The following is a 25,824-nucleotide window of genomic DNA, read 5'->3' as shown; positions in this document are numbered from 1 at the left end:
CACAACATGCTCCTTTGGTACCCGAATGGATCTGGCGATGTCGGCCGAATGGGGAGGATCAAAGATGACACGCATTGCGAAACTATGCCTCGGAGCCGCGATCATGCTGCCCGTGCCGGTGTTCGCGCAGGCAGAGCCCCAAGCGGCCGCGGCTGACGCGACCGTCGAGGAAGCCGGGTCGGATATCGTTGTCACCGGATCGCGCCTGCGTCAGGAATCGGTTCAGGAAACCCCGGTCGCGGTCGCCGTGCTTTCGAGCGCGCAGGTGGAGGCGCTCAACGGCTCGAACCTCATCGCGCTCAGCGGCAATGTGCCCAATCTCACCGTTTCGACGCTCGGCACCGCGCCGGCCAACCCGGTGATCAGCTTGCGCGGCTTTCTGACCCAGGCGGCCGACATCTCGATCGAGCCGGGCGTGCCCGTCTATATCGATGGCATCTATCAACCGATCATCTCGGGCTCGATGTCCGATCTCTTCGATGTCGATCGGATCGAGGTGCTGCGCGGTCCGCAGGGCACGACGCTTGGCAAGAATGCCTCGGCCGGCGCCGTGCTCGTCACGCGCTCGCGCCCGACCGGCGAGTTCGACGGGCGTGTCAACGTCGAATATGGCAGCTATAATCTCTTCCAGGCGCAGAGCCTTATCAACTTCCCGATCGCCGAAGGCGTGCTGGCGGGCAAGGTCTATGCGAATTTCCGCCGCCGCGACGACTGGGTCAAGAATCTCGCGGTACCGGGCGGCGACATGGGCGGGGAAAAGCGCGGTTCGGTGCGTGCCGCGCTGCTCTTCACTCCTAGCGCGGATTTCACCTATTATCTGACCGCCGACTATATCTGGGACCGTTCGTCGCAAATGGGCGGCCGGCCGGTGCCGCTGCCGCGCGACCGCATCTGCGCGGTCTATGGCGAATGCACCCAGGATTTCCGCCTGGGCACGACCCGGTCGGGCAACACCATCAAGCCGCGCGTCGACGATATCAACATCACCGGTGTCGGTGACTGGCAACTGGGTGGGGTCAAGATCTCCAGCATCACCGGCTATCGCAATTTCGACGAGTTCAACGCCAACGACTTCGACAAGACGCCGTTTCCGGCGCTCGAACTCTATCGTGCCGATACCACGCTCGAGATGTTCTCGCAGGAAGTGCGCATCACGTCGGAGAAGATGGGCGGTCTCGACCTTGGCGGCCGGCTCGCCTGGTTGCTCGCGGGCTATTACAGCCATAGCGACGCCTATCAGAACAACGGCCAGAACGTCTTCGGCAACCAGTTGATGGTGGCGCAACGCTCGGTGCGCGACACGTTCGCGCTGTTCGGCCGGCTCGACTTCGATCTGACCGACAAGCTGACGGTTTCCGGCGGCATCCGCCATAGCTGGGACAAGACGGTCCATTATTTCGCCCCTGCTATCCCGGGGACCACGCCGCCCGACCCGATCAACCGCGAACAGGGCAAATGGGAGAACACCTCGATCGAGGCGGGCGCGCAATACAAGTTCGATTCCACCAAGATGCTGTATCTGCGCTACGCCGAAGGCTATCGCGGCGGCGGCTTCCTCGGCACGCCTGCCTCGGTCGCGGCGGCGCGCTCCTACCGTCCGGAAACCTCGCGTTCCTATGAAGTGGGCCTCAAGAGCGAATGGCTCGATCGCGCCTTCCAGTTCAACCTGACCTTGTTCCGCACCGAGTTCACCGATCTGCAGAAGCAGGTCGCACGCACCGGCGCGGGCGGCACGCTGGTCCAGGTCATCGACAATGCCGCCGATGCCGTGACCCAGGGCGTCGAGGTCGAGGCGGTGCTGCGCCCGATCAACGGCTTCAACGTGTCGATCAGCGCGTCCTATCTCGACGCCTATTACAAGGATTATCTGAGCCAGGACGCGGCGGGCAACACCGTCGATCTGTCGGGCCTGCCCTTCCAGTTCGCGCCCAAATATGTCGTATCGGTCAATCCCACCTATGAGTGGCATCTGTCCGAGGGGCTGGGCTTCGAGAAGGCGCGGATCGGCGCACGTCTGCGCTTCACCGACGAATATGAGATCTCCTCGGCCGTGCCGCCGAGCCCGGTCGGTCACCAGCCGTCCTTCGCGACGGTCGATCTGTCGGCCGATCTCATCAACGCCAGGGGGATCAGCTTCGGCGTCTATGCCAACAATCTGCTCGATCAGCGCTTCCTGGCCTATGGCAACGAGCCGTCGAACCTGATCGCGTTCCAGATCGACGATATCGGCCGGACCTTCGGCGCCAAGCTCAGCTTCAGATTCTGATCATTGCGAGCCGCGCCGCCCCACGCATGGCGGCGCGGACGGGAGAGTGCGCATGGCGAATTATGACCTGGTCGTCCGCAATGGTTGGGTGATCGACGGAACCGGCAAGACGCGCTTCCGCGCCGATGTGGGCGTGCGCGACGGTCGCATCGCCGCGATCGGCACGATCGAGGCGGCCGGCGAACAGGAAATCGATGCGAAGGGCCAGGTGGTGGCGCCGGGCTTCGTCGATATCCATACCCATTATGACGCGCAGGTGTTCTGGGATCCGACCGTCGGCCCGTCCTCCTTCCACGGCGTCACCACCATCGTCGGCGGCAATTGCGGCTTCAGCATCGCGCCGCTCAACGGCAATGCCGAGGACGCGCAATATCTGGTCCGAATGCTTTCGCGGGTCGAGGGCATGCCGCTGGAAAGCCTGCAGACCGGCGTGCCATGGGACTGGACTTCATTCGGATCCTATCTCGGCAAGCTCGACGGCAAGCTCGCGGTCAATGCCGGCTTCATGGTGGGGCATTGTGCGCTCCGCCGCTCCGTGATGGGCGCGCGCGCGGTCGGCGAACAGGCGAGTGAGCAGGATGTCGCCGCGATGCAGGATCTGCTGCGCGCGTCGATCAGCGAAGGAGGGCTCGGCTTCTCGACCACGGTCGCGCCGGTCCACACCGATGGCGAGGGGCAGCCGATTCCCTCTCGTTGGGCGACCGACGAGGAAGTCTATGCCCTGGCTTCGGTCGTGAGCGAGTTCGAGGGCACATGCCTGGAGTTCCAGCCCAATAATCTGGGGCCGTTCAGCGAGGCCGAGGTCGAACGGATGACGAAGGTGGCGGTGGTCGGGCAGCGGCCGCTGAACTGGAACCTGTTCCTGAGCGTCGGCGACCAATATGAGCGCCATGTCTCGCAACTCGCCGCCAGCGATCATGCGAAGGCGCATGGGGCGCACGTCACCGCGCTTGCGTCGTGCCAGCCGATGACGACGCGCATCAATCTGTTCAGCGGTTTCATCTTCGATCTGTTCGATGGCTGGGAGCCGACCATGCGCCTGCCGGTCGCCGAGCGGAAGCGCGCGCTCCAGGATCCCGCGGTGCGCCGGCGCCTGGCCGAAGGCGCCGCCAATCAGAGCGGCATGATGGCGATGATGACCGACTTCTCCAAATGGAAGATCGATCAGGCGTTCACGCCGCAGAACCAGGCGCTCAAGGGGCAGACCATGGGCGAGATCGCGGCGGCGCAGGGCAAGACCCCGCTCGACGCCTTGCTCGACATCGCCGTCGCCGAGGATCTCAAGACCTCGTTCCTGCCGCCGCCGGCCGGCGAGGATGAGGAGAGCTGGCGGTTGCGCGCCGAATCCTGGCGGGACGACCGCACCATCGTCGGCGGCTCGGACGCCGGCGCGCATCTCGACATGATCGACACATTCGCCTTCTCGACCATGGTGCTGGGCGAGGGCGTGCGCGAGCGCGGCATCTTCAGCCTGGAGGAAGGCGTGCGGCAGATCACCTCCATCCCCGCGCATCATCTCGGCCTCAACGATCGCGGCGAGATCCGCGAAGGCGCTTGGGCCGATCTCGTCATATTCGATCCCGACACCATCGCCTGCGGTCCGGTCGAGATGCGCGACGATCTGCCCGGCGGCGCGGCGCGGCTCTATGCCGATGCGCTGGGCATCGCCCATGTCATCGTCAACGGGACGGAGATCATCCGCGGCCAGGACTTCGTCGGAAATCATCCCGGGCGCATCCTGCGTTCGGGGCAGGATACGCACACGCCGGTCCTGTGAACCACGCACCGCTCCTGCTCGATCCGTCCCGCACCGCGCTGGTGCTGGTCGACCTGCAGACTCTGATCGTCGATCTGCCGCTGGCGCCGTTGCCGGGACGGGTGCTGGCGTCCCGCGCCATCGCCTTCGCCGCACGGGTGCGCGCGGCGGGCGGAACGGTGATCCTCGTGCGCGCAGACATGGACGGTGATCCGCGCGCGGCGCTCCACCAGCCGGTCGATACGCAGATCGCGCATCCCGAAGGGCCCTTGCCCGACGATTGGGCCGAGCTGGTCAACGGTCTTGCCGAGCCGGGCGACGTGATCGTCACGAAGCGCCAATGGGGCGGATTCTACGGCACCGATCTCGATCTCCAGTTGCGTCGGCGCGGACTGGACACGGTGATACTGGGCGGAATCGCCACCAATTTCGGCGTCGAATCGACGGCCCGCCAGGCGTTCGAACATGGCTATGGCGTGGTGGTGGCGCAGGATCTGACGACGAGCTTCACCGAGCGGATGCACGATTTCGCGGTGGAAGAGGTGCTGCGCCGCGTGGGCCGCGTGCGAGTCAGTTCGGCGATCTCGTTCGGACAGGAAGGGTGAGCCATGGGTTGGCCGGCCGCGTGGCGCTCGTCACCGGCGGCGCGTCCGGCATCGGCGCGGCGACGGCGCGGCTGCTCGCCGCGCGCGGGGCCTCAGTCCTGGTTGTCGATATCGATGGCGATGGCGCGCAGCGGATTTGCGACGATATCGCCGCACGCGGCGGAACGGCGGAAGCCTTCGCGGCCGACCTGATGCGATCGGCGAGCGCGGATGCCGCTGTCGCCGCCGCGCTCGCAGGGTTCGGCCGGCTCGACATGCTCGTCAACAATGCCGGGATCGGCGGGCGCGGGCCGAGCCATGAGCTCACCGACGCCGACTGGCGCCGCGTGATCGGGCTCGATCTCGACGCGGTCTTCTACATGAGCCGCGCGGCACTCCGGCCGATGGTCGCCTCCGGGGCCGGCGCGATTGTCAGCATCGCATCGATCTTCGGCCATGTCGGCCTGGGGGAGCGGGCCGCGTACAGCGCGGCCAAGGCGGGCGTGGTCAATCTGACGCGTGCGCTCGCGCTCGAATATGGCGCACGCGGCATCCGCGTGAACGCCGTCTGCCCGGGCGTCATCCGCACGCCGCTGGTGGCGCATAACAGTCCGGCGCAAACCGAGGCGCTGATCGCGCTTCATCCGATCGGCCGGCTCGGCGAACCCGAAGAGGTGGCGGAAGCGGCCGCGTTTCTCGCAAGCGATGCGGCAAGCTTCGTGACCGGCGCCAGCCTGTTGGTCGACGGCGGCTATACCGCCGCCTGAGCGGCGCCGGCCGGGGCTCCGTCCGGCAAGGGCTGCACGCCACCCGTGGCACGCGCGAAATCCTGCGTGATCGTCCGCGAGGCGAGGATGAAATGCACTGCCGCCCAGAGCAGGCCGAGCGTGCAGAAGGCAAGCCCGGTGCGCGTCGCCTGGTCGATCGCGGTGCGGCAGGCGGCCTGGATCAGCGCCGATGCATCCGGAGCCGCGACGCCGCCCGGGCACAATGTCGCGAAGCCGGCGCCTTCGACCGTGCCGAAATAATAGGCCGAAAGCGCGTCGATGAGCGCGCCGGCGGCGACCGTTCCGATCACCAGCGCGGCCAGGCTCGCGACGAGCGAGATCAGTGCGGTCGTCGTGGCGCGCATCCGCGCATCGACCATGTTGTAGATCGCGGCATAGGTCGGGCTGAAATAGACGAACTGGATGACCCCCGCCGCGGCCAGCAGGCCCACCGCGACCCGCCAGTCCGACTGGAGATAGGCGGCGATGGCGAGCGGGGTCGCGACGACAAGGCCGATGAGCGGGACATAGGCATAGGCGCGCGGGTTCGAGCGGCCGAAATGGTCGGCGAGATAGCCGCCGGCGAAGGTGCCGACCGCATTGGACGCGCCGATCGCGAAGCCGATGATGAGCCCGACCTCGGCATAGTTGAGTGCATAGGCGCGCACCAGGAAGGGTGCGATGAAGGCCCCGGCGCCATAATTGACGAAGGTGAAGAGGGTGACGCCCATGATCATGTGGCGCGCGGTCGGGATCGAGAAGACGCGCCTGGCCGTCTGCCATGTCGAGGGCGAGACGTTGGATGTCGCGACGCGGCCGGCAAGCGCGTCCGAATGGCCGCGCGGCACTTCGCGGACGATCAGCTTGAGCAGCAGGGCCAGGACGAGGCCAGGCAGGCCCAGCACCATGAAGGCGGTTCGCCAGCCATGATATTGGGTGAGCACGCCGCCCGCGATGGCGCCGGCCATGATGCCGAGCGGCAGGCCGAGCTGGTAGATCGCAAGCGCGGTCGCGCGCCGGCGCGGGCCGAAATAATCGGTGATCAAGGAATAGGCCGGCGGATTGCCGCACGCCTCGCCGACGCCCACGCCGATCCGGCAGAGCAGCAATTGCCCGAATGTGCGCGCAAAGCCCGACAATGATGTGAACAGCGACCACAGCGCGATGCTGCCGGCGATGATGTTGACGCGGTTGAAGCGCTCGGACAAGCGCGCCGCCGGCACCGACAGGGTCACATACAGGATGCTGAACGCGAACCCGTGCAGGAAGCCGAGTTCGACGTCGCTCAGCTTCAGGTCGACCTTGATCGCCTGGCCGATGGTCGAAAGCACGGTGCGGTCCGCCCAGCTGCACAGGCTGTACAGCATCAGCAGCAACAGGACGCAGCCGCGATAGCCGCGGCTCATATTCGGCGTCGCACCCGGATGCGCCATGAATGATCCTCTCCCGCTCGTTGCGGTCGTTGTGGCAGGCGCTGCGGTCACCCGCAAGCAGAAACGGTAACAGAATATCGATTCTGGTTCCCAAACATGCCTGGCGAGGCGCACGGGGTGCTGGATGCAAAGTAGATAATAGGGTTGGGTCATCCACATCCAGGGTTGACATAAAGCCATGACTGGTACCAGAAAGGATGAAATCGTTTCACATTGCTGACGGATATGTCCGCGGGATTTTGGGAGAGATCTTATGGCGCTGTTGATCAAGGAAATCCGGCCGGACGCCGAATGGGCGGTCAATTCGCCGCATCGCTCCCGTGGCATCACCGTCCAGAACGTGTTCCAGCGCGATGTCGAGAATCGCAGCGTGGAGTTCAACATCACGGCGTTCAACGGCGACGAGTTCTGGAGTCCGGCGCACCGGCATAATTTCGATCAGATCCGCATCGGTCTCGACGGTGTCATGAAATATGGGACGCGCAGCCGCCTGATGCCGCGTACGGTCGCTTATTATCCCGAGGGGACCTGGTATGGCCCGATGGCATGCGACGGCCCGTCGGTCAGCGCGATCATGCAATTCGACGGTGCGAGCCATGGCGGTTATGTGACCCTCGCCCGTATGGACGAGGCGACCGAAGTGCTTCGCCAAAAGGGCAGGTTCGAAAAGGGCTTCTACTATCCCGATGACGGCAGCCCGAAGATCGACGGCTATCAGGCCTCGTGGGAGCATGTCACCGGCCGCAAGATGATCTATGTCGAGCCGCCGCGCTTCGTCGACGCGATCTACATGAATATCGACTCGTTCGAATGGTTGCCGGCCGATGGCGGAACGATGCGCAAGACGCTCGGCCGGTTCGGCGAGCGCGACTTCATGATCGAGGCGCTGCAGGTTCCGAAAGGCGCCACCGCCACGGTCGACAAACCGGGCCGGCTGGTGGTCGGCTTCGTGCTGACCGGCGAGGTCGCGGTGCAGGGGGCTGTCCTTCCCAAATGGTCGGGCACCTTCGCCGAGGAGGCGGATGTGGTGAGCTTCACCGGCCGCGACGAGGTTTCGGAGGTCCTGATCTTCACGCTGCCCGACCTGGCCTGAGTCCTTCGACATGACCGAGACCAATCGCCAGCTGGTGCTGCGTGCCCGGCGGGACGGCCTGCCGCACGCCGGCGACTTCGCCGTCGAACACGCGCCGATGCCCGAACCCGGGCCGGGGCAGTTCGTCGTCCGCAATCTGTATGCGTCGCTCGACCCGGCGCTGCGCCAGCGCCTGACGCTGACCGACAGCTATGTGCCGCGCATCGAACTCGGCGAGGTGCTGACCGCGACCACGGTCGGGGTGGTCGCTGCCTCGCGCGATCCCGCTTATCCGGTCGGCAGCCATGTCGTTGGCCATCATGGCATCGCCGATTACTGGCTCACGGCGGCGGGGCCGGTGACGCGGACGATCGATCCGTCGGCCGCATCCTCGCTCAGCCATTTCCTGAGCGTGCTCGGGCCGACCGGCCTCACCGCCTATTTCGGCATCACCCGCGTGGTTCGTCCGCGAGCGGGGCAGACCTTGCTCGTCACCGGCGCGGCGGGCGCGGTGGGATCGGTTGCCGGGCAGATCGGCAGGCTTTCCGGTTGCCGGGTCATCGGGATCGCGGGCGGCGCCGACAAGGCGGCCAGGCTTGTTGAGGAATATGGTTTCGACGCCGGGATCGACTATCGGGGCAAGACGCTGGCGGCCCTGACCGCGGCGATCCGCGATGCCGCGCCCGAGGGCATCGACCTGCTGTTCGAGAATGTCGGCGGCATCCAGCTCGACGCCGCGATCGATTGCATGAACGAGCGCGGCCGTATCGCGGTGTGTGGCCTCATCAGCCAGTACAACGCCACCGAACCGCCGCCGCCGCTGACCAACCTGTTCAAGCTGGTTGCCCGCTCGATCCGCATGGAGGGTTTCATCGTGCGCAACTATGCGCCCGAATATGCCGACGCGGCGGCCATGCTCGCGCGCTGGGTGGGTGAGGGGAAGATCCATTTTCGCGAAGCCATTCATGATGGCCTCGAAGCAGGTCCCGAAGCGTTTCTCTCGCTGTTCACCGGCCGGAATCAGGGCAAGGTGATGCTTCGGCTCGAGCCGTCCGCGTGACGGCCGCCGGCGGGAAGGACATGCGCCGGTGAATGCGGGGCTGGAGATCGCGGCACGCGTCGAAGCGTTCGTGCGCGAACAGGTCATTGCCTTCGAGCGGGATGCGCGCCTCGGCGCGCATGGCCCGGATGAAGATCTGGTCGCCGAACTGCGCGGCATGGCGCGATCGGCGGGTTTGCTGACGCCGCATCTGCCCGCATCTGGCGGGCATTTGCCGCTTGCTGCGATGGCGCCGGTCTTTCGCGCGGCCGGCCTGTCGCCGCTTGGCCCGGTCGCGCTCAACGTGATGGCGCCGGACGAGGGCAACATGCACCTGCTCGACCGGGTGGCGACGCCGGCTCAGCGCGCGCATTTCCTGGCGCCGATCGTCGAGGGGCGCGTCCGCTCCGCATTCTTCATGACCGAGCCGGCCGAAGAGGGCGGCGCGGGTTCGGATCCGTCGATGCTGCGCACGGTGGCGCGCCGTGAGGGGGATGGCTGGGTGATCGACGGACGAAAGGCGTTCATCACCGGCGCGGTGGGGGCGGCGGTCGGCATCGTCATGGCGCGGACCGGCAGTGAGGGCGCGACGACGGCGACGATGTTTCTTGTTGATCTTCCGGATCCGGCGGTGCGCGTCGAACGGGTGCTCGACACGATCGACAGCTCGATGCCGGGCGGTCATTCGATCGTCGCGATCGAAGGACTGAAAGTCGGTGCCGATGCTGTCCTGGGAGAGGTGGATCGCGGGTTTCAATATGCCCAGATCCGTCTTGCCCCGGCGCGGCTCACGCATTGCATGCGCTGGCTCGGCGCGTGCGACCGCGCGCATGAGATCGCCAGCGCCTATGCGGTGCGCCGCCATGCCTTCGGCAAGCTGTTGATCGATCATGAGGGCGTCGGTTTCATGCTCGCCGAGAATATGATCGATCTGAAACAGGCCGAACTCATGATCGGCTGGTGCGCCGGCGTGCTCGATGGCGGTGCGGCCGGCACCATCGAATCCTCGATGGCCAAGGTGGCGGTTAGCGAAGCCTTGTTCCGCATCGCCGACCGCTGCGTCCAGGTGATGGGCGGCACGGGTGTCTCGGGCGACACGATCGTCGAACAGGTGTTCCGCGAGGTGCGCGCATTCCGCATCTATGACGGCCCGACCGAGGTTCATAAATGGAGCCTGGCCAAAAAGATCAAGCGACGGCACGCATCATGAAGCTTTCGCTCGACGACAGGCGCGTGCTCGTCACCGGCGCATCCTCCGGGCTCGGCGCGCATTTCGCGAAGGTTCTCGCGGGCGCGGGCGCTCAGGTCGTCCTGGCGGCGCGCGGCACGGACAAGCTGGCGGCGCTTGCGGCGGAACTCGGCCCCATGGCGCAAATGGTGGCGCTCGACGTTCGCGATCCGGCCATGGTCGCCGCCGCGATCGAAGCGGCCGGGCCGATCGATGTGCTGATCAACAATGCCGGAGTGACGGTGACCGCGCCCGCGCTCGATCAGGACGAGGGGGACTGGGCCGCGGTGGTCGGTACCAATCTTGAAGGGGGTTACCGCGTGGCGGTTGCCGCGGCGCGTGCGATGCGCGCGCGTGGCCGGGGTGGGGCGATCGTCAACATCGCGTCGATCCTCGGCTTGCGCCAGGGCGGGCAGGTGACGCCCTATGCCGTGTCGAAGGCGGGTGTCATTCAGATGACCAAGCAGCTCGCGCTCGAGCTTGCCCGCTTCGACATCCGTGTGAACGCGCTCGCGCCGGGTTATATCGAGACCGATCTCAATCGAACCTTCTTCGACACTCCGGCTGGAGCGGCGTTGATCAGGCGTGTCCCACAGCGCCGGCTTGGCCGTCTCTCCGATCTCGACGCCCCCTTGCTGCTGCTCGCCAGCGACGCCTCGGCGTTCATGACAGGCAGCGTGCTGGTCGTCGATGGCGGCCATATGGTGAGTTCGCTTTAGGCGCTGTCAGCCCAGGATTGGCGTTCGGCGTCGGTCAGGAGTCGTCCGGTCATCTGGTCGCCGGCAAGCGTGGTGCGCTGGACGATGCGGGTATCGGCATAGGGAAAGCCATAAGCCGCGTGCATCGTCCGACGGTTGTCCCACAGGACGAGATCGTCGGCCGCCCAGTGATGACGATAGCAGAAGCGCGGCTGCACCGCATGCGCGACGATCTCCTCATAAAGCGGATCGGCTTCGGTCCGGGGCATGCCCCAGACGCCCGCATAACCCAACGGGCTCAACAACAATGCCTTCGCGTTCGACACGGGATGATCGATCACCATGGGTTGCAGCACGGGCGGAAAGGGTTGGCGATCGACCTGGTATTCGCGGTCGGCGGCATGCGGTCCGGGGCGCAAATCCACATCCGGCCAGCCCCATAGCCGTTCGGGGGCATCGCGCCAGATCTGCACGGTCGAAAGCGCGTCGCAAAATGCCTTCAGCTCGCCGGGCAGCGCGGCATAGGCCGCCTGGGTGTCGGTCCATATCGTGTCGCCGCCCTGTGCCGGCGGCCGGATCATGCGGAGCATGCCACCTTGCGAGATCGACGGCGTGTAGGCGCCGTCCTGGTGCAGCGCCAGAAAGCCGGCGCGCAGCTCGCCATCGACGAACATGCCCGGCCCCTTCTTCTCGCCCTCGCCGCCCAGCACGATGAGGTCGGGATTGTCGGCAAGGCGCAGCGACGCGATCACATGTTCCTGAAGCGGCCCGAAGATGCGTGAAAGCCGCACATGGGTGGCCGCATCGGTCCCGACGCGGTGGAAAAGCAACAGACCGTGTTGCACCCATAATGCGCGCAACGCGGTTTCGTCGTCGGTGCTCAGCCTGTCCGGATCGAGCCCGACGATCTCGATACCGATATGGTCGAGCGCCTTTGTCGAGAATTGTGTTGGCATCGGCTCTCCAGTCGCCTGAATGTCGGCTTTCATTTTGGTACCAGATTATATAATCAGGTACCAACTGATAAGTGACGGGAGGAAATGCCGATGTCGTGCACTGCTTGGGACCAACGCCGATGAGCGCATCCGAGGCGGACAATCTCGGCACCGCGCCGGTCAGGGCCGGCTATGCTTTCGACGAACGCGCCCTGGCCGCGTGGCTCGCGCATGAGGTGGACGGTTTTGCCGGGCCGCTGCGCGTGGAGCAGTTTCGCGGCGGCCAGTCGAACCCGACCTACAAGCTCATGACGCCCGGCCGGAGCTATGTACTGCGCCGAAAGCCGCCCGGCGTGCTGCTCAAGGGCGCCCATGCCATCGAGCGTGAAGCGCGCGTCCAGCGCGCGCTAGCGTCGGTCGGCTTTCCCGTCGCCAGGGTGCATGCGGTCTGCGCCGACCAGCATGTCATCGGCACCCCATTCTACGTCATGGATCTGGTCGAGGGGCGAATCTTCTGGGATGCGACCTTTCCCGATGTGCCGCGCGCCGAACGCGCGGCCTATTTCGATGCGATGAACGCGACCATCGCCGCGCTGCACGGGATCGATGCCGAGACCATCGGGCTCGCCGATTACGGCCGTCCGGGCGATTATTTCGCGCGGCAGGTCGGGCGATGGTCGCGCCAGTATCTGGAAGATGAGGCCGGCGGCCGCGATCCGGCGATGGACCGGTTGATCGAATGGCTGCCCGCAAACCTGCCGGACAGCGACGAAAGCGCGCTCGTCCATGGCGACTTCCGCTGCGACAACATGATCTTTCATGCGCACGAACCGCGCGTGGTCGCGGTGCTCGATTGGGAGTTGTCGACGCTCGGCCATCCCCTTGCCGACTTCTCCTATCACAGCATGATGTATCACATGCCGCCCGATATCGTCGCGGGGCTGGCCGGTGCCGATCTTGCGCGGTGCGGTATCCCGTCCGAGGCTGACTATGTCGAAGACTATTGCCGGCGTACCGGCCGCGCGGGGATCGCGCGATCGGATTACATGTTCTGCATCGTGTTCAACCTGTTCCGGCTCGCCGCGATATTCCACGGTATTCGGTCGCGCGTGATCCGGGGGACCGCCGTGTCCGCGCAGGCGCGTGACCGTGGCGCACAATTCCCTCGATTGGCGGGGCTCGCCTGGGATCGTGTGGAAGCTATGTAGGGTGCATAGCCAGGAAGTCTTCTATTCAGGGTTTGTCAGCCGCCTCCGCGAACATCTTCGCCACACCGGCGAGGAGCGCCCGTGCGCCACTTCGGAAATACGCACCGCGGTGGCATCCCGCGCTGCACATCGCGCTCCTCGACCAACGATTGTAGAAACCAGACTGGTGGTGTCAGTCTTGTACGCACCGCTCTCCACTTGGTGGAATTCGGTCCATGAAGTTGCCGGTCTAGCTGGCCAGGATCTGCCACGCGGACAGTGCGGCTGAGCGGCGTTCCTTGTAGGTCTTTCTATCGACGAGGTGGCGCTCGAGCTGGAAATGGTTGCACACATTGGCATGGATGGATGCGAACTTTTGCAGGCTCTTCATTTTTCGAAACCTGAGCATTGCCCGCTCTCTTCTGCGCAGGGGCAAATGACTATTTTCGACCCGGTTGTTGGCCCACCTCCCAATTTCTTGTTTGTGGCGATTTCCAAGCTCGCTCATTGCAGCATCATATGATCGCAGCCCGTCGGTCGTGATCGCTTCAGGGGTACCGTGCTGTTTAAGGGCTTTCTTCATGAAGGTCAGCGCAGCAGCTTTGTCGCGGGCTTTCGTGACGTAGCTCTCGAGTATCTCGCCTTCGTGATCGACGGCACGCCAGAGGTAAACCATCTCGCCGTTGATCTTCACGGACATTTCATCAAGGTGCCATCGCCAGTGGCGGAAACCTCGCATCTGGCTCACACGCTGGCGGCGAATATCGCCGGCGAACATTGGCCCAAACTGGCTCCACCACGTCCGCACGGTCTCGTGACAGATGTCGATGCCGCGCTCGAACAGCAGGTCCTCCACATTCCGTAGCGACAGCGGGAACCGCACGTACATGGGCACAACCAGTCGGATCACCTCGGGGGATGAGTTGAATCCCCGAAACGGACTGGGCGGTTTCGCCCTGGATTTGCGAGCCATTTCGCCTCGCTAGCAGCGGCTAGCCCTCAGTGCCACGCAGGCCTGACAGAGCCCATCGCCGGCAACCGGCGAGTTTGCCTGGCGCCAGCTAAGGGTTGGGCGAGAAACTCTCATTCTTGGGACCAGAATTACTCGTTTGTGCATCGTCAATGCGGTGCAACAGTATACGATATGCGGCGTGCGATCGAAATATGTCCTAGCCACCTACCGTAACGGGATCGAAAAACGCGAGCAGCGGAATGTTGGGGGAGCGCATGTTAAAGATAGAAAATCTTACTCACGTCTATCCCAACGGTACACGCGCGCTGAATTCAGTTTCGCTCGAGGTGCCCCCTGGCATGTTTGGCCTGCTGGGGCCAAACGGCGCGGGCAAGTCCACCTTGATGCGCACCATCGCGACACTGCAAGTCCCGACCTCGGGCGCGATCCGCTTCGACGAGATCAATGTGCTGGCCAATCCGGATGCGCTGCGCCGCACGCTCGGCTATCTGCCGCAGGATTTCGGAGTCTATCCCCGTGTCTCCGCGTTCGACATGCTCGATCATCTTGCCGTCCTGAAAGGCTATGCCAATCGCGGCGAACGCCGCGAGGTGGTCGGCGCGCTGCTCAATCAGGTCAATCTCTGGAACGTCCGCAACAAGGCGGTGGCCGGTTTCTCGGGCGGTATGCGCCAGCGCTTCGGCATCGCGCAGGCGTTGATCGGCCAGCCGCGCCTGATCATCGTCGACGAACCGACCGCGGGCCTCGATCCGGAAGAGAGCAACCGCTTCCTCAATCTGCTTTCCGAAGTGGCCGAGAATATCGTCGTGATCTTCTCCACCCATATCGTTCAGGACATCGCCGACCTCTGCCAGAACGCCGCGATCATCGCGGACGGCACGATCATCAGCCGCGGATCGCCGCAGGAACTGGTCGAGCAGGTGCGGGGCCGCGTGTGGAAGAAGGTCATCGGCAAGGACGAGTTGGAAAAGCATCGCGAGAAGCATGATGTGATCGCCACCCGGCTGACTGGCGGCCGCACGGTGATCCACGTCCTCGCCGACACGAATCCGGGCGATGGCTTCGAGGCGATCGAGGGCGATCTCGAGGACGTCTATTTCTCGACGCTGCTGCCGCTGCGCCGCGCGGCCTGAGGATATGGGGATGTTCGCGCACGTCGCCGGCTTCGAGCTGAAATACCAGCTCCGCTCCACCATGTTCTGGGGGGCGTTCATCGTCTTCTTCCTGCTCGCCTTTGCGACCGTCGCCTCGGACGACATCCGCATCGGCTGGGGCGGGCAGGTGTTCCGCAACGCGCCTTATGCGATCGCGATCAACAGCATGGTCTGGACCATCTTCGCGATGTTCCTGGTGACGGCGTTCGTCTCGAACGTGGTGCTGCGCGACGACGAGACCGGCTTCGGCCCGATCATCCAGGCGACGCGACTTTCCAGATTCAATTATCTGTTCGGCCGATTCACCGGCGGCTTCCTGACCGCGACCCTCGCCTTTCTGAGCGTGCCGCTCGGCGCGCTGATGGCGGTACTGCTGCCGGGGCCCGACCCCGAGACGATCGGGCCGGTCAATATCGCCGACTATGTGCAGGTGTTCGTCCTGCTCTGCGTGCCGACGCTGTTCCTGCTGAGCGCCGGATTCTTCGCGCTGGCGACGGCGACGCGCTCGCAGATCGCAACCTATGTCGGCGCGCTGGTGGTGCTGGCGATCTATCTATTCAGCCGCATCTATTTCCGGCGGCCGGAATTCGGCGCAGTGGCGATGCTGACCGATCCCTTCGGCCTGGCTGCGTTTGACCATGTCACCAAGAACTGGACCGCCAACGACCGCAACATGATGCTGCCGTCGTTCACCGGCCTGGTGCTGCAGGGCCGCGCCATATGGTGCGCCGTGGGCCTGGCGATGCTTGCGATGGCCTGGCGATCGTTCACGCGCAAGGGTTTCGCCACGCGCGCCGACCGCCGCCCCGCGCGCAACGAGGCGCAGGCGGTGGAGAGCGCGGCGCCCGCGCTCACCGGCGCGCCGCTGCCGCCGGCGGACCGCAAGCTGGGCCGGGGCCCGCTGGCCGCGCTGACGCGCTTCGAGCTGCTCGGCGTGCTGCGCGGGCCGACGTTCATCGTGCTCCTCGGCTTCGCCTTCATCAACACCGTCATCGGCCTGTGGCTGGCCGGCGACGACAGCGTGACCGTCATCTATCCGGTGACGCGCGTGATGATCCAGACGCTGGCCGCGCAGTTCACCACCATTCCGCTGTTTGTGGCGGCCTTCTACGCGGGCGAGCTGGTGTGGCGCGACCGCGAACGCCGCGTGCACGAGATCGTCGATGCCACCCCCTCTCCGGACTGGGCGTTCCTGGTGCCCAAGATTCTGGCGGTGAGCGTGATCCTGCTCGCGATGGGCCTGATGTGCATCGCCGCCGCCGTCGGCGTTCAGCTCGCCAAGGGCTTCACCGACATCGAGTTCGTCAAATATTTCACATGGTTCCTCGCCCCCTGGTTCTCGACCATGGTGATGTACGCGGTGCTCGCCGTGTTCGTGCAGACGCTGGTGCCGCACAAGTTCGTCGGCCTGCTCGTGATGCTGCTCTACTTCATCGCCGAAACCATGCTCCCGACGTTGGGGCTGGAGAGCCATCTCTATCTCTACGCCACCACGTCGCCGACGCCGGTTTCGGACATGAACGGGCTCGGTGTCCATGCCGGCCATGCGCTGTGGTACCGCGCCTATTGGGCGTGCGGCGCGGTCATCCTGACCGTGCTCGCATGGGGCCTCTGGCGGCGCGGCGCATCGGCACCGCTGCGCGTCCGGCTGAAGAATCTGCCGGCCCGCCTGATCGGCGTGCCAGGCGTGATCGCCGGTATGGCCGCGGTCGGGATGGCCGGGCTGGGCGGCTGGATCTATTATAACAACTATGTCCTGAACGACTTCCCCACCTTCAAGGGCAGCGCGGAATGGGCAGCGAATTACGAGAAGGCGCTGCTGCCGCTGGAATCGCATCCGCAGCCGCACATCATCGACATGAAGCTGGACGTCGATCTTCACCCCGAGGGCACTGCGCCCTGGGTGACGACGACCGGCAGCTATGTGATCCAGAACAAGACCGGCAAGCCGCTGCGCCAGGTCTATGTGCAGTGGCAGCACGCACTGGTCACCAAGTCGTTCCTCGGCACGACCATCGATCCGGGCGTGAAGATGCTGCTGCTCGACGTGCCCGGCGCGCGGATGACCCGTGACCTGCCCGACTATAATTTCCGCATCTACACCTTCGACACGCCGATGGCGCCCGGCGAGACGCGGGAAATCCGCTTCAAGACGCTGCGCGAGCAGAAGGGGTTCCGGAATTCGGGCAATGAGGACCGGCTGGTCGCCAACGGCACCTTCCTGAACAATTTCTCGCTTGCGCCAAATCTGGGCGTGTCGCGCTGGCCGCTGCTCCAGGACCGCGCGACCCGCCGCAAATATGGCCTCAAGCCCGATCTCGTGATCAACAAGCTGGAAGACGAGCATGCGCGCGCCTTCACCTATCTGCGGCACGACAGCGATTTCGTGAATGCCGACGTGACCGTGCGCGGGCCGGCGGACCAGACGCTGATCGCGCCGGGCGAGCGGGTTGCGCATCGGGTGACGGGCAACCGGCAGGTGACGCGATTCCGGACCGAGGCGCCCATCAACAACTTCTTCTCGATCCAGGCCGCGAACTATGCGGTGAAGCGGCAGAAATGGCGCAATGTGGACATTGAAGTCTATTATCACCCCACACATACGTTCAACGTCGATCGCTTCATTCAGCTTTCGAAGGATGGGCTCGAGTATTTCTCGAAGAACTTCAGCTCCTATCAGTTCAAGCAATTCCGCATCATAGAATTCCCCGTCTACAACAATTTCGCGCAGGCCTTCCCCGGCGCGGTACCCTATTCGGAAGGGGCGGGGTTCATCGCGAAGATCGACGACCGCGACGGCGTCGACTTCATCGCCTACGTCACCGCGCACGAACTGGCGCACCAATGGTGGTTCCACCAGGTGACCGGCGCGGACATGGAGGGCAGCACCGTCCTCTCCGAAACGCTCGCCCAATATTCGGCGATCATGGTGATGGAGAAGCGCTACGGCGACGCGATGATCCGCAAGTTCCTGAAGCGCGGCATGGAGGGTTATCTCGGCCAGCGCGGCAAGGAGAATGTCGCGGAACCGGTGCTCGAGCGCGTGCAGGAACAGGCCTATGTCCGTTACCAGAAGGGCGGGAACGTCATGTACCTGCTCAAGGACCGGATGGGCGAGGAGCAGGTCAACCGCGCGCTGCGCTCGCTGATCGCGCAATTCGCCTTCAAGGGCGCGCCCTACCCCACCGGCCGCCACCTGACCAACGCGCTTCGCGCCCAGGCGAAACCCGAGCATCAACAGCTGATCACCGACCTGTTCGAGCGAATCACGCTCTACGACCTGAAGGTGATCGACGGCCGCACGAGGCGCCGTGCCGACGGGAAATGGACGCTCTCGGTCATCGTGGAGGCGCGCAAGCGCTACGCCGACGGCAAGGGCGTGGAAACCGAAACCCCGTTGAACGAGGTGTTCGACATCGGCGTGTTCTCCGCGAACCCGGGAGGCAAGGGCTTTGGCAAGGCCAATGTCCTGTCGTTCAAGCAACAGCGGCTGACATCCGGCCGGCATAAATTCGAAATGGTACTGGATAGACAGCCAACATTTGTCGGCCTCGACCCCTATCTCAAATATATCGACCGCAATTCCGAAGATAACGTTCGCAGCATAGAAGCAAGATGAATCGATAATAACAAATAACAACTTTAATATTAAAAAAGGGAGACAAATATGAGGGATCTTCGAAAGCATCTGCTGATCGCAGCTTCGGTGTTTGCGGTCGCGTGCCCCGCCATGGCGATGGCCCAGTCCGCACCGACAGAGCAAGAGACGGCCACGCCGACGAGGGACGCGAACGAAATCATCGTCACGGCCACACGACGCGCGGAATCGCTGCTCGATGTGCCCATCAGCATCGCGGCCTATTCGCAGGAAACGCTCGACCAGAAGGGCATCCGCAGCGTCGAGGATCTCGTCCGCAACACCCCCGGCGTCAATCTCACCCAGGGCTTTTCGGGCATTCGCTATATCGCGATCCGCGGCCTGCAATCATCGGTCGGCGCAACCATGACCGGCATCTATATCGACGATACGCCGGTCCATATCCGTTCGCTCGTGCTGATGAGCTTCTTCTCTCCGGCGCTTTACGATCTCGAGCGCGTCGAGGTTCTGCGCGGTCCGCAGGGCACGCTGTTCGGTTCGAGCGCCATGGGCGGCGCGGTGCGCTTCATCACCGCCAAGCCGACGCTGGACAAGTTCACCGGCAACGCGCGCGCCGAACTCGGCTTCACCGAAGGCGGCGATCCGACCTATGAGCTTGGTGGCGCAGTGGGCGGCCCGATCGTCGAGGATAAGCTGGCCTTCCGCGCCAGCGCCTATTACCGGCGCGACGGCGGCTATATCGACCGTGTTCCCTTCTACGCCAACCGCGGCACGGCCGAGAAGAACTCGAACTCGAACCGGACGATGGTCTTCAACGGTTCGCTGTTGTGGAAGCCGACCGAAGATATCTCGATCACGCCATCGATCTTCTACCAGAAGACCAACCGCGATGATCAAAGCACCTACTGGACCTACGGGAACGGCTCCACCCGCGCCCAGCCGCCGGAGTTCCAGAGCGGCGAAGGCATCGCATCGACGGGCGAAGACAAATTCAAGCTGTATCAGCTCAAGGGCGAGTGGGACATGGGTCCGGTTTCGCTGATCAGCAACACCGCCTATGTCGATCGCCGCAACCGGTCCATAGACGACGGCACGGCCTATATCCTCGATATCTTCGACAATATTCTGAACGGACTGGGGAACGACCCTGCATTCGGCACGGGCGTCCCCCTCCGCGGCATCTATGATGCTTTCGCCAGGGCGGCGGGCGCAAACACCACCCAGATCGGTTTCGACACCGCGTCGCCCGGCCGGGCCGGCGGGCCGAATTGCGGCGAATGCTTCGTCCTCTTCTCGGACCAGATCCAGCGCAGCTTCAGCCAGGAAGTGCGCCTCCAGTCCAACGATCCGGACGCGCGCCTCCGCTATGTCGTCGGCGCATTCTACCAGAAGACCCGCCAGCGCGCACGTGACAGCGACTTCAGCTATTCGCCCTACGACAACTACCTGTACCCCACGTCGTATCATGCAGCACCGCCAGTCCCGCTCCCCTTCCCGCTGGGCATCTTCGCAGGCGCTTTGCCGCCGTTCTTCCCGCTTTCGGCGGACGGCGTGGGGGGGTATGCCCAGACCCGTATCGTAGACCGCAACCTGGGCCTCTTCGGCAGTGTCGATTTCGAACTTTTTGAAAATCTGACGCTGACCGCAGGGTTGCGCTGGTCGCGTCTCGAGTTTGAATCGCAGGCGGAAAGTGTCGATTCGGTGACCAAAGTGACGACGACGGGCGCGCTTCAGCGCAGCGTTGAAAAGCCGCTGACGCCCAAGTTCGGTATCACTTATGAGCCTACGCCGAACCTGATGGTCTACGCCTCCGCGGCGAAGGGCTTCCGCTCGGGCGGCGTCAACACCGCCGCCGCCCAGGTCGATCCGGGCTGTCTGCCGGGCCTCCAGAAGGTTGGCTACGACACCATTCCCGCGACCTACAAGTCTGATAGCGTGTGGAGCTACGAACTGGGTGCCAAGGGCCGTGTCGGCAGTTTCGCGACATTCGCCGCCGCCGCCTTCCAGACCGACTGGACCGGCGTTCAACGCAGCCGCCAGATCGAGGGCTGCGCGAGCATCTTCACCGACAATTTCGGCAAGGCACGCTCACGCGGCCTCGAAGCGCAGATCACGGTGTTTCCGGTCACGGGCCTGACGCTCGACGCGAATATCGGCTATATCGACGGCACCCAGCGGGAGACGATCCTCGTTCCCGGTACGACCAACACCGTCACGCGCAAGGGCGACCGCTTCGCCGCGCCGTGGACAGTGAACCTGACCGGCATGTACGAGACGCCGATCGGCCCCGACGATCTGAGGGGCTATGGCACCGTCCAGTGGACGTACAAGAGCGGCTTTTCGGTGAAGCCGGGCAATGTCGGTTTCAATCCCATCCTGGCCACCACCGACGACCAGCGCAACCTGAACGCCCGCCTCGGCATCCGCACCGGCAACGGTATCGACATCTCGGTGTTCGCCAACAACCTGACCAACTCGCGCGACATCATCGGCCGCCTGCATTTCCAGCCATCCGAGCGCATCCAGATCCAGACCTGGCGTCCACGGACCTTCGGCATCACGGGCGGCATTCAGTTCTAACGATCAGCCGCGACTTCCCCTGCCGCCTCCGGACTCCTGTCCGGGGGCGGTTTCCTTTTGGCGGAAGCAAAGTGGCTTGGATCGCGGGCGGGGGTCGCGCTCGGTCCGGTGGCGATAATGGGCGGCTGGAGTGTTGTTCGGGATTTTTGGTCTAAGCCAGCTTATCGGGACGCGGCGATTGGTGGGCGCAGGCGCACATCCTTAATGTCCGGACATGACCTGGCGGGATGAAGCCCGCCCGGCACACGCTCACGAAAATTCCGGGCAGCACTGCGCCTGCGCGGGGATGGTCGATTGGCCGGGGGCTTCCCTTACTTCGCCATCATCGCCGACTGGTCGACGGGCACGATCGGCAACCAGATCTTGGTGCCGGCGGCGCCGCGCTCCAGCGTGATCGTCGCGGCCTTGTAGTCGCCCTTCTTGGCGTTGAAGATGTTGGGCACGAAGGTCTGCGGATTGCGGTCGTAGAGCGGGAACAGGCTGGACTGGATCTGCACCATGATGCGGTGGCCGGGCTGGAAAACGTGGTTCACGGTGGGCAGGCGGAACTTGTAGGTCTGCGCCTTGCCCTTCGGGATAGCGGTCGGCTTGGCGAAGCTGTTGCGATAACGCCCGCGGAAGATGTCGAGGCTGATCGGCAGTTCGTATCCCGCCATCTTGGGGTTGGTCTCGTTCTCCTGCGGGAAGACGTCGATCACCTTGACCACGAAATCGCCGTCGGTGCCGGTCGTCCTGGCGATAATTTCGGCGATCGGCGCACCGGAGACGCGCATCGGCTCGGTCAGCACCTCGGTGGTATAGGTCATCACGTCGGGACGGCCATCGGCGTGGCGCTGGTCGCTGAGCAGCCAGACCGGCCATTCGGGGGTGTAGACCGACTTCTGCATGCTGAACGGCCGCGGCAGGAAGGGCACGGGCTTGGCCGGATCGGAGACATAGCTGTCCTCGCCCACGGCACCCGGCTTGAGCGAGAGTCCGCCTTCGGCCGCGAGATAGATCGGCGTCAACGGCGCGGAACAGCCGCTTTCGCAGGCAAGCGGCCAGGCCTTCAATTTCTCCCACTTGTCCTCGCCCGTATTATAGGCGGTGGCGACGGGCATGTTGGCGGGCGGGCCGTCCTTCAGATGCTGGTTGAAGAAGGGCAGGATCATCTTCTTCCAATAATCGGCAACGGTGTCGCTGCTCCAATTGAACGCGCCGGTGCTGCGGCCGCCCGCCGATCGGTTGATCTGGCTGTGGAACCAGGGGCCCAGGATGATGTGGTTGTTGCCGGTCTTGCCCGCCCTGCGCAGCGCCTCGAAAGCGTTGATCGCGCCATAGGAATCCTCCTGGTCCCAAAAGGGCTGCACCCAGAGCGTGGGCACATTAGACGGATTGGCTGCGAGAAGCTTGTCCAGCGCCTGACCCGACCAGGTCTGGTTATATTCGGGGTTTGCCACGATCCGTTTCCAGGCGGGAAGCTGGTCGAAACCGCGGGCCCGCGCCCAATCCCCTGCGGAGCCGGCTTCGCGGAAAATGTGATAATCGTCGCCGCTGCCGTGCGGCGGGGTAGCGGCGAACGCCTTGTCTCCGCTCTGCATCGCCACGAAGCCCAGCATCAACTGGCGGAAAGCGCCATGATGGAACCAGTCGTCGCCCATCCAGCCGTCGATGATCGGGCTTTCGGGCGCGGCGGCGCGCAGCGCCGGGTGCGGATGGAGCAGCGCCGATGCGGTGGTGTAGCCCTCATAGGACGAGCCGATCATGCCGACGCGGCCGTTGGCCTCGGGCAGGTTCGCCTTGTTCACCAGCCAGGCGATGGTGTCGTAGGCATCGGTCGAATGGTCCACGCCGGTGGGGTTGAGCGGCCCCGCCGCCGGCATGATCATCGTGTAGTCGCCCTCGGACTTGAACTTGCCACGCGTGTCCTGCCAGACGATGATGTAGCCGTTGCGCACGAACTCCTCATTCTCGAAGGGGAGCGCGTTGATCATCTTGCCGCTGGTCGACCGCGTCGAGCGCGCAGTGGCGTTATAGGGCGTACGGTCCATCAGGATCGGCGCGTTGGCCGCGCCCTTGGGTACCAGGATGATGGTGTGGAGCTTCACGCCGTCGCGCATCGGGATCATGACCTCGCGCCGCTCGAAGTCGCTCTCGGCGGCGATCGGCGTATAGGCCTTGGGAATGTCGCCGCCGGGGACGACGACCGGCACCCCCTGCGCGTGCGATGCGACCGGCGACAGCGCCAAGGCGAGAGTCAGCGAAATCTTCGACACCAGCGTGGTCATATGCTCTTCCCCGTAACGGATTTTTCGGATGCAGATTTGCCGCCGCGCGGGCGCGCAGCAACGCCATATTCCTCAGTCTCTGCACGAGAATAACTGCGCCTTATCCCCAGCTTTAATGGTTAGCGGCGGGGCGAAGCCTATGCCAGCGTGATTCATGGACGCGGCAACAAGGGAGACGGGCATGGGGCGGGAACGGAGTGGCGCCGGAGTGGGACTCTATCTGCTGCTTACTATGTTGCTGTGCGCGGCGCCTTATGCGCTGATGGCGCGCTACGGCGTGAGCGGCGGCGCGGGCGGCTATGTGACCGCGCTGATGTGGGGGCCGGCGGTGGCCGCGATCTTGACGGTGTGGCTGCTGAAGCTGGACTGGTCGTCGCTGGGCTTCGCGTGGCGCGGCACGTCCTCGTCATGGGCGAGCTATCTGCTGCCGATCGGCTATGCCGGCATCGCTTACGCCATCGTCTGGACCACCGGCATGGGCCAGTTCGCGACGCCCGAAAGCATTGCGCCGATCGCGGCGCGGATCGGCTGGACCATCGAGGATCCGACGCTGTTCGCGGTCTTGTTCTTCGTATTCACCGGCGTGACCGGGATCATCGTGGGGACGGCGCGCGGGCTGGGCGAAGAGATCGGCTGGCGGGGCTTCATGGCGCCGCGCCTGCAGGATCGCTTCGGCTTCACGCGCGCGGCGCTGATCACCGGGGTGATCTGGACGGCGTGGCATGTACCGCTGATCCTCTATGCCGACTATAACAGCGCCGCGCCGCGCGGCTTCGCGCTGGTCTGCTTCTTCGTGATGGTGATGAACCTGAGCTTCATCATGGCGTGGTTCCGGCTGAAGTCGGGCAGCGTTTGGCCTGCCGCGATCATGCACGGCAGCCACAACCTGTTCATCCAGACGGTCTTCACGCCGCTGACCGCGCCGACCGGCGACATCACCGCCTATGCGATCGACGAGTTCGGATTCATGCTGGCGATCACGAGTTTCGCCGTGGCGCTCTATCTGTGGTTCAGGCGCGGCGCGGCGGTGGCGGCGCATGAGGCGAGGCGATCGGGCGGGGAGGCGGCATCATGAGCATTCTGCGACTGGCGGCGGCGCTGGCGATCGGGCTTGCAGCATCCGCCGCGGCCGCGCAGACGACCCGTGCGCGCGATCTGGGTGTACCATTCCATGGCGAGCCGGGCCCGTTCAACGCGATCACCGACGTGCCCGGCGTGGAGGTGGGGCACAGCACCATCATCCAGGGCGACGGCGCGCTGAAGCGCGGCAGCGGGCCGGTGCGCACCGGGGTCACCGCGATCCTGCCGCGCGGCAAGGACTCCGCCGCGCCCGTGTTCGGTGGCTGGGCGACCGCCAATGCCGCGGGCGAGATGACCGGCACCACCTGGCTGGAGGAGCGCGGTTCGTTCGACGGGCCGGTGATGATCACCAACACGCACAGCGTTGGCGTGGTCCGTGACGCGGCGGTGAAGTGGCTGGTCGACAAGAAGGCGTGCTGCCTGTTTTTCACGCCAGTCGTCGCCGAGACATGGGACGGCTATCTGAACGATGTCGACGGCTTTCATGTAAAACCCTCACATGCGGCCGAGGCGCTGGCGACGGCGAAGGGTGGCCGGGTGACCGAGGGCAATGTCGGCGGCGGCACGGGCATGGTGTGCGCGGGCTTCAAGGGTGGGATCGGCACCGCGTCGCGCAAGGTGGAGATCGGCGGCAAGGCCTATACGGTGGGCGTGCTGGTCCAGTGCAACTATGGCGCGCGGCAGCTGCTGCGCATCGGCGGCGCACCGGTGGGGCAGGATCTGGCGACACGCTATCTGCCGTGCAGCGACCTGCCGGGCACCGCGCCCTACAAGCCGGCGCGCAAGTGCGAGCCGATCAGCCGCAAGCCCTATGAGCCCGAAGGTTCGATCATCGTGGTGATCGCGACCGACGCGCCGCTGCTGCCCCATCAACTGAAGCGTGTGGCCAAGCGGCCGACCCAGGCGATCGGCCGGATGGGCGATATCAGCCACAATCTTTCGGGCGACATCTTCATCGCCTTTTCAACCGCGAACGCCGAGGCGCTGAACGAAAGCGCGCCCGGCGTGCAGGCGATCTCGGCGATCTCCAATTCGGAGATCACCAAGATCTTCGAGGCCGCGGTGGACGCGACCGAGGAGTCGATCGTCAATTCCATGATCGCGGCCAAGACGATGACCGGACGCGATGGGGTGACCGTCTACGCCCTGCCCCATGACGAACTGCGTACGATCTTGGCCAAATATGGCCGGACGGCGAAGAAATAGC

At 64.6% G+C, this 25,824-nt stretch carries 18 protein-coding genes; 14 read left to right on the top strand and 4 right to left on the bottom strand.

Annotated features, from left to right (window positions below; genetic code table 11):
* Nucleotides 1-64 precede the first annotated feature (64 nt).
* From ACODTA_RS24010 to ACODTA_RS23995, 4 genes are read left to right on the top strand one after another with little or no spacing between them, the layout of a single operon-like run.
* On the top strand, nt 65-2,266 hold the full coding sequence (locus ACODTA_RS24010) for a TonB-dependent receptor (protein WP_489069389.1): 2,202 nt from the start codon (nt 65-67) through the stop codon (nt 2,264-2,266).
* Nucleotides 2,267-2,318: 52 nt separating this feature from the next.
* On the top strand, nt 2,319-4,043 hold the full coding sequence (locus ACODTA_RS24005; protein WP_489069387.1) for an N-acyl-D-amino-acid deacylase family protein: 1,725 nt from the start codon (nt 2,319-2,321) through the stop codon (nt 4,041-4,043).
* Nucleotides 4,040-4,627 (top strand): isochorismatase family protein, encoded by a 588-nt coding sequence (locus tag ACODTA_RS24000; protein ID WP_489069385.1) that lies wholly within the window; start codon nt 4,040-4,042, stop codon nt 4,625-4,627. The genes ACODTA_RS24005 and ACODTA_RS24000 overlap by 4 nt, the downstream gene beginning before the upstream one ends.
* Entirely contained in the window at nt 4,624-5,373 is a 750-nt protein-coding gene (locus tag ACODTA_RS23995; RefSeq protein ID WP_489069383.1) for an SDR family NAD(P)-dependent oxidoreductase, read from the top strand. Before ACODTA_RS24000 ends, ACODTA_RS23995 begins: the two co-directional genes overlap by 4 nt.
* On the opposite strand, the gene ACODTA_RS23990 is transcribed toward ACODTA_RS23995, so the two are convergent.
* The gene (locus tag ACODTA_RS23990; RefSeq protein ID WP_489069381.1) at nt 5,358-6,806 is read right to left on the bottom strand and encodes a spinster family MFS transporter; all 1,449 of its coding nucleotides are present in this window, start codon (nt 6,804-6,806) and stop codon (nt 5,358-5,360) included. The two genes, ACODTA_RS23995 and ACODTA_RS23990, sit on opposite strands and share 16 nt — an antisense overlap.
* A gap of 253 nt (nt 6,807-7,059) precedes the next feature.
* Here ACODTA_RS23990 and ACODTA_RS23985 point away from each other — a divergent pair, with 253 nt between their 5' ends.
* Genes ACODTA_RS23985 through ACODTA_RS23970 form a run of 4 tightly spaced genes read left to right on the top strand, consistent with a single transcriptional unit; the run spans nt 7,060 to nt 10,864 of the window.
* Complete coding sequence (locus ACODTA_RS23985; RefSeq protein ID WP_489069379.1) at nt 7,060-7,899, top strand: hypothetical protein; 840 nt, start codon at nt 7,060-7,062, stop codon at nt 7,897-7,899.
* 10 nt (nt 7,900-7,909) lie between these two features.
* Nucleotides 7,910-8,938: an NADP-dependent oxidoreductase gene (locus ACODTA_RS23980; RefSeq protein ID WP_489069377.1), complete on the top strand. Its 1,029-nt coding sequence runs from the start codon at nt 7,910-7,912 to the stop codon at nt 8,936-8,938.
* 28 nt (nt 8,939-8,966) lie between these two features.
* Nucleotides 8,967-10,127 carry an acyl-CoA dehydrogenase family protein gene (locus tag ACODTA_RS23975; RefSeq protein ID WP_489069375.1) on the top strand — a complete coding sequence of 387 codons (1,161 nt, stop codon included), beginning with the start codon at nt 8,967-8,969 and terminating at the stop codon, nt 10,125-10,127.
* Nucleotides 10,124-10,864 (top strand): SDR family NAD(P)-dependent oxidoreductase, encoded by a 741-nt coding sequence (locus ACODTA_RS23970; protein WP_489069373.1) that lies wholly within the window; start codon nt 10,124-10,126, stop codon nt 10,862-10,864. Before ACODTA_RS23975 ends, ACODTA_RS23970 begins: the two co-directional genes overlap by 4 nt.
* On the opposite strand, the gene ACODTA_RS23965 is transcribed toward ACODTA_RS23970, so the two are convergent.
* Nucleotides 10,861-11,799, bottom strand: coding sequence for a TauD/TfdA dioxygenase family protein (locus ACODTA_RS23965; protein WP_489069371.1), 939 nt, complete (start codon nt 11,797-11,799; stop codon nt 10,861-10,863). The genes ACODTA_RS23970 and ACODTA_RS23965 overlap by 4 nt on opposite strands.
* Before the next feature lie 119 nt (nt 11,800-11,918).
* Here ACODTA_RS23965 and ACODTA_RS23960 point away from each other — a divergent pair, with 119 nt between their 5' ends.
* Nucleotides 11,919-12,986 carry a phosphotransferase gene (locus tag ACODTA_RS23960; protein ID WP_489069369.1) on the top strand — a complete coding sequence of 356 codons (1,068 nt, stop codon included), beginning with the start codon at nt 11,919-11,921 and terminating at the stop codon, nt 12,984-12,986.
* A gap of 229 nt (nt 12,987-13,215) precedes the next feature.
* Here the strand turns inward: ACODTA_RS23960 and ACODTA_RS23955 are convergent, their stop codons facing one another.
* Nucleotides 13,216-13,938 carry an IS6 family transposase gene (locus ACODTA_RS23955; RefSeq protein WP_489069367.1) on the bottom strand — a complete coding sequence of 241 codons (723 nt, stop codon included), beginning with the start codon at nt 13,936-13,938 and terminating at the stop codon, nt 13,216-13,218.
* A 254-nt stretch (nt 13,939-14,192) separates the two neighbouring features.
* Here ACODTA_RS23955 and ACODTA_RS23950 point away from each other — a divergent pair, with 254 nt between their 5' ends.
* From ACODTA_RS23950 to ACODTA_RS23940, 3 genes are read left to right on the top strand one after another with little or no spacing between them, the layout of a single operon-like run.
* Nucleotides 14,193-15,071, top strand: coding sequence for an ABC transporter ATP-binding protein (locus tag ACODTA_RS23950; protein ID WP_489069365.1), 879 nt, complete (start codon nt 14,193-14,195; stop codon nt 15,069-15,071).
* Between the two features lie 10 nt (nt 15,072-15,081).
* Nucleotides 15,082-18,711 carry an ABC transporter permease/M1 family aminopeptidase gene (locus tag ACODTA_RS23945; protein ID WP_489069363.1) on the top strand — a complete coding sequence of 1,210 codons (3,630 nt, stop codon included), beginning with the start codon at nt 15,082-15,084 and terminating at the stop codon, nt 18,709-18,711.
* A gap of 48 nt (nt 18,712-18,759) precedes the next feature.
* Nucleotides 18,760-21,270, top strand: a complete 2,511-nt coding sequence (locus tag ACODTA_RS23940; RefSeq protein WP_489069361.1) for a TonB-dependent receptor — start codon at nt 18,760-18,762, stop codon at nt 21,268-21,270.
* Between the two features lie 311 nt (nt 21,271-21,581).
* Here the strand turns inward: ACODTA_RS23940 and ACODTA_RS23935 are convergent, their stop codons facing one another.
* Nucleotides 21,582-23,537: a CocE/NonD family hydrolase gene (locus tag ACODTA_RS23935; protein WP_489069359.1), complete on the bottom strand. Its 1,956-nt coding sequence runs from the start codon at nt 23,535-23,537 to the stop codon at nt 21,582-21,584.
* 181 nt (nt 23,538-23,718) lie between these two features.
* On the opposite strand from ACODTA_RS23935, the gene ACODTA_RS23930 reads away from it, so the two are divergent.
* On the top strand, nt 23,719-24,612 hold the full coding sequence (locus ACODTA_RS23930; protein WP_489069357.1) for a CPBP family intramembrane glutamic endopeptidase: 894 nt from the start codon (nt 23,719-23,721) through the stop codon (nt 24,610-24,612).
* The gene (locus ACODTA_RS23925; protein WP_489069355.1) at nt 24,609-25,823 is read left to right on the top strand and encodes a DmpA family aminopeptidase; all 1,215 of its coding nucleotides are present in this window, start codon (nt 24,609-24,611) and stop codon (nt 25,821-25,823) included. The genes ACODTA_RS23930 and ACODTA_RS23925 overlap by 4 nt, the downstream gene beginning before the upstream one ends.
* Nucleotide 25,824: the final 1 nt, after the last annotated feature.

The organism is Sphingomonas sp. FG14, from assembly GCF_057809675.1.
This window is presented reverse-complemented; position numbering and strand designations above follow the sequence as displayed.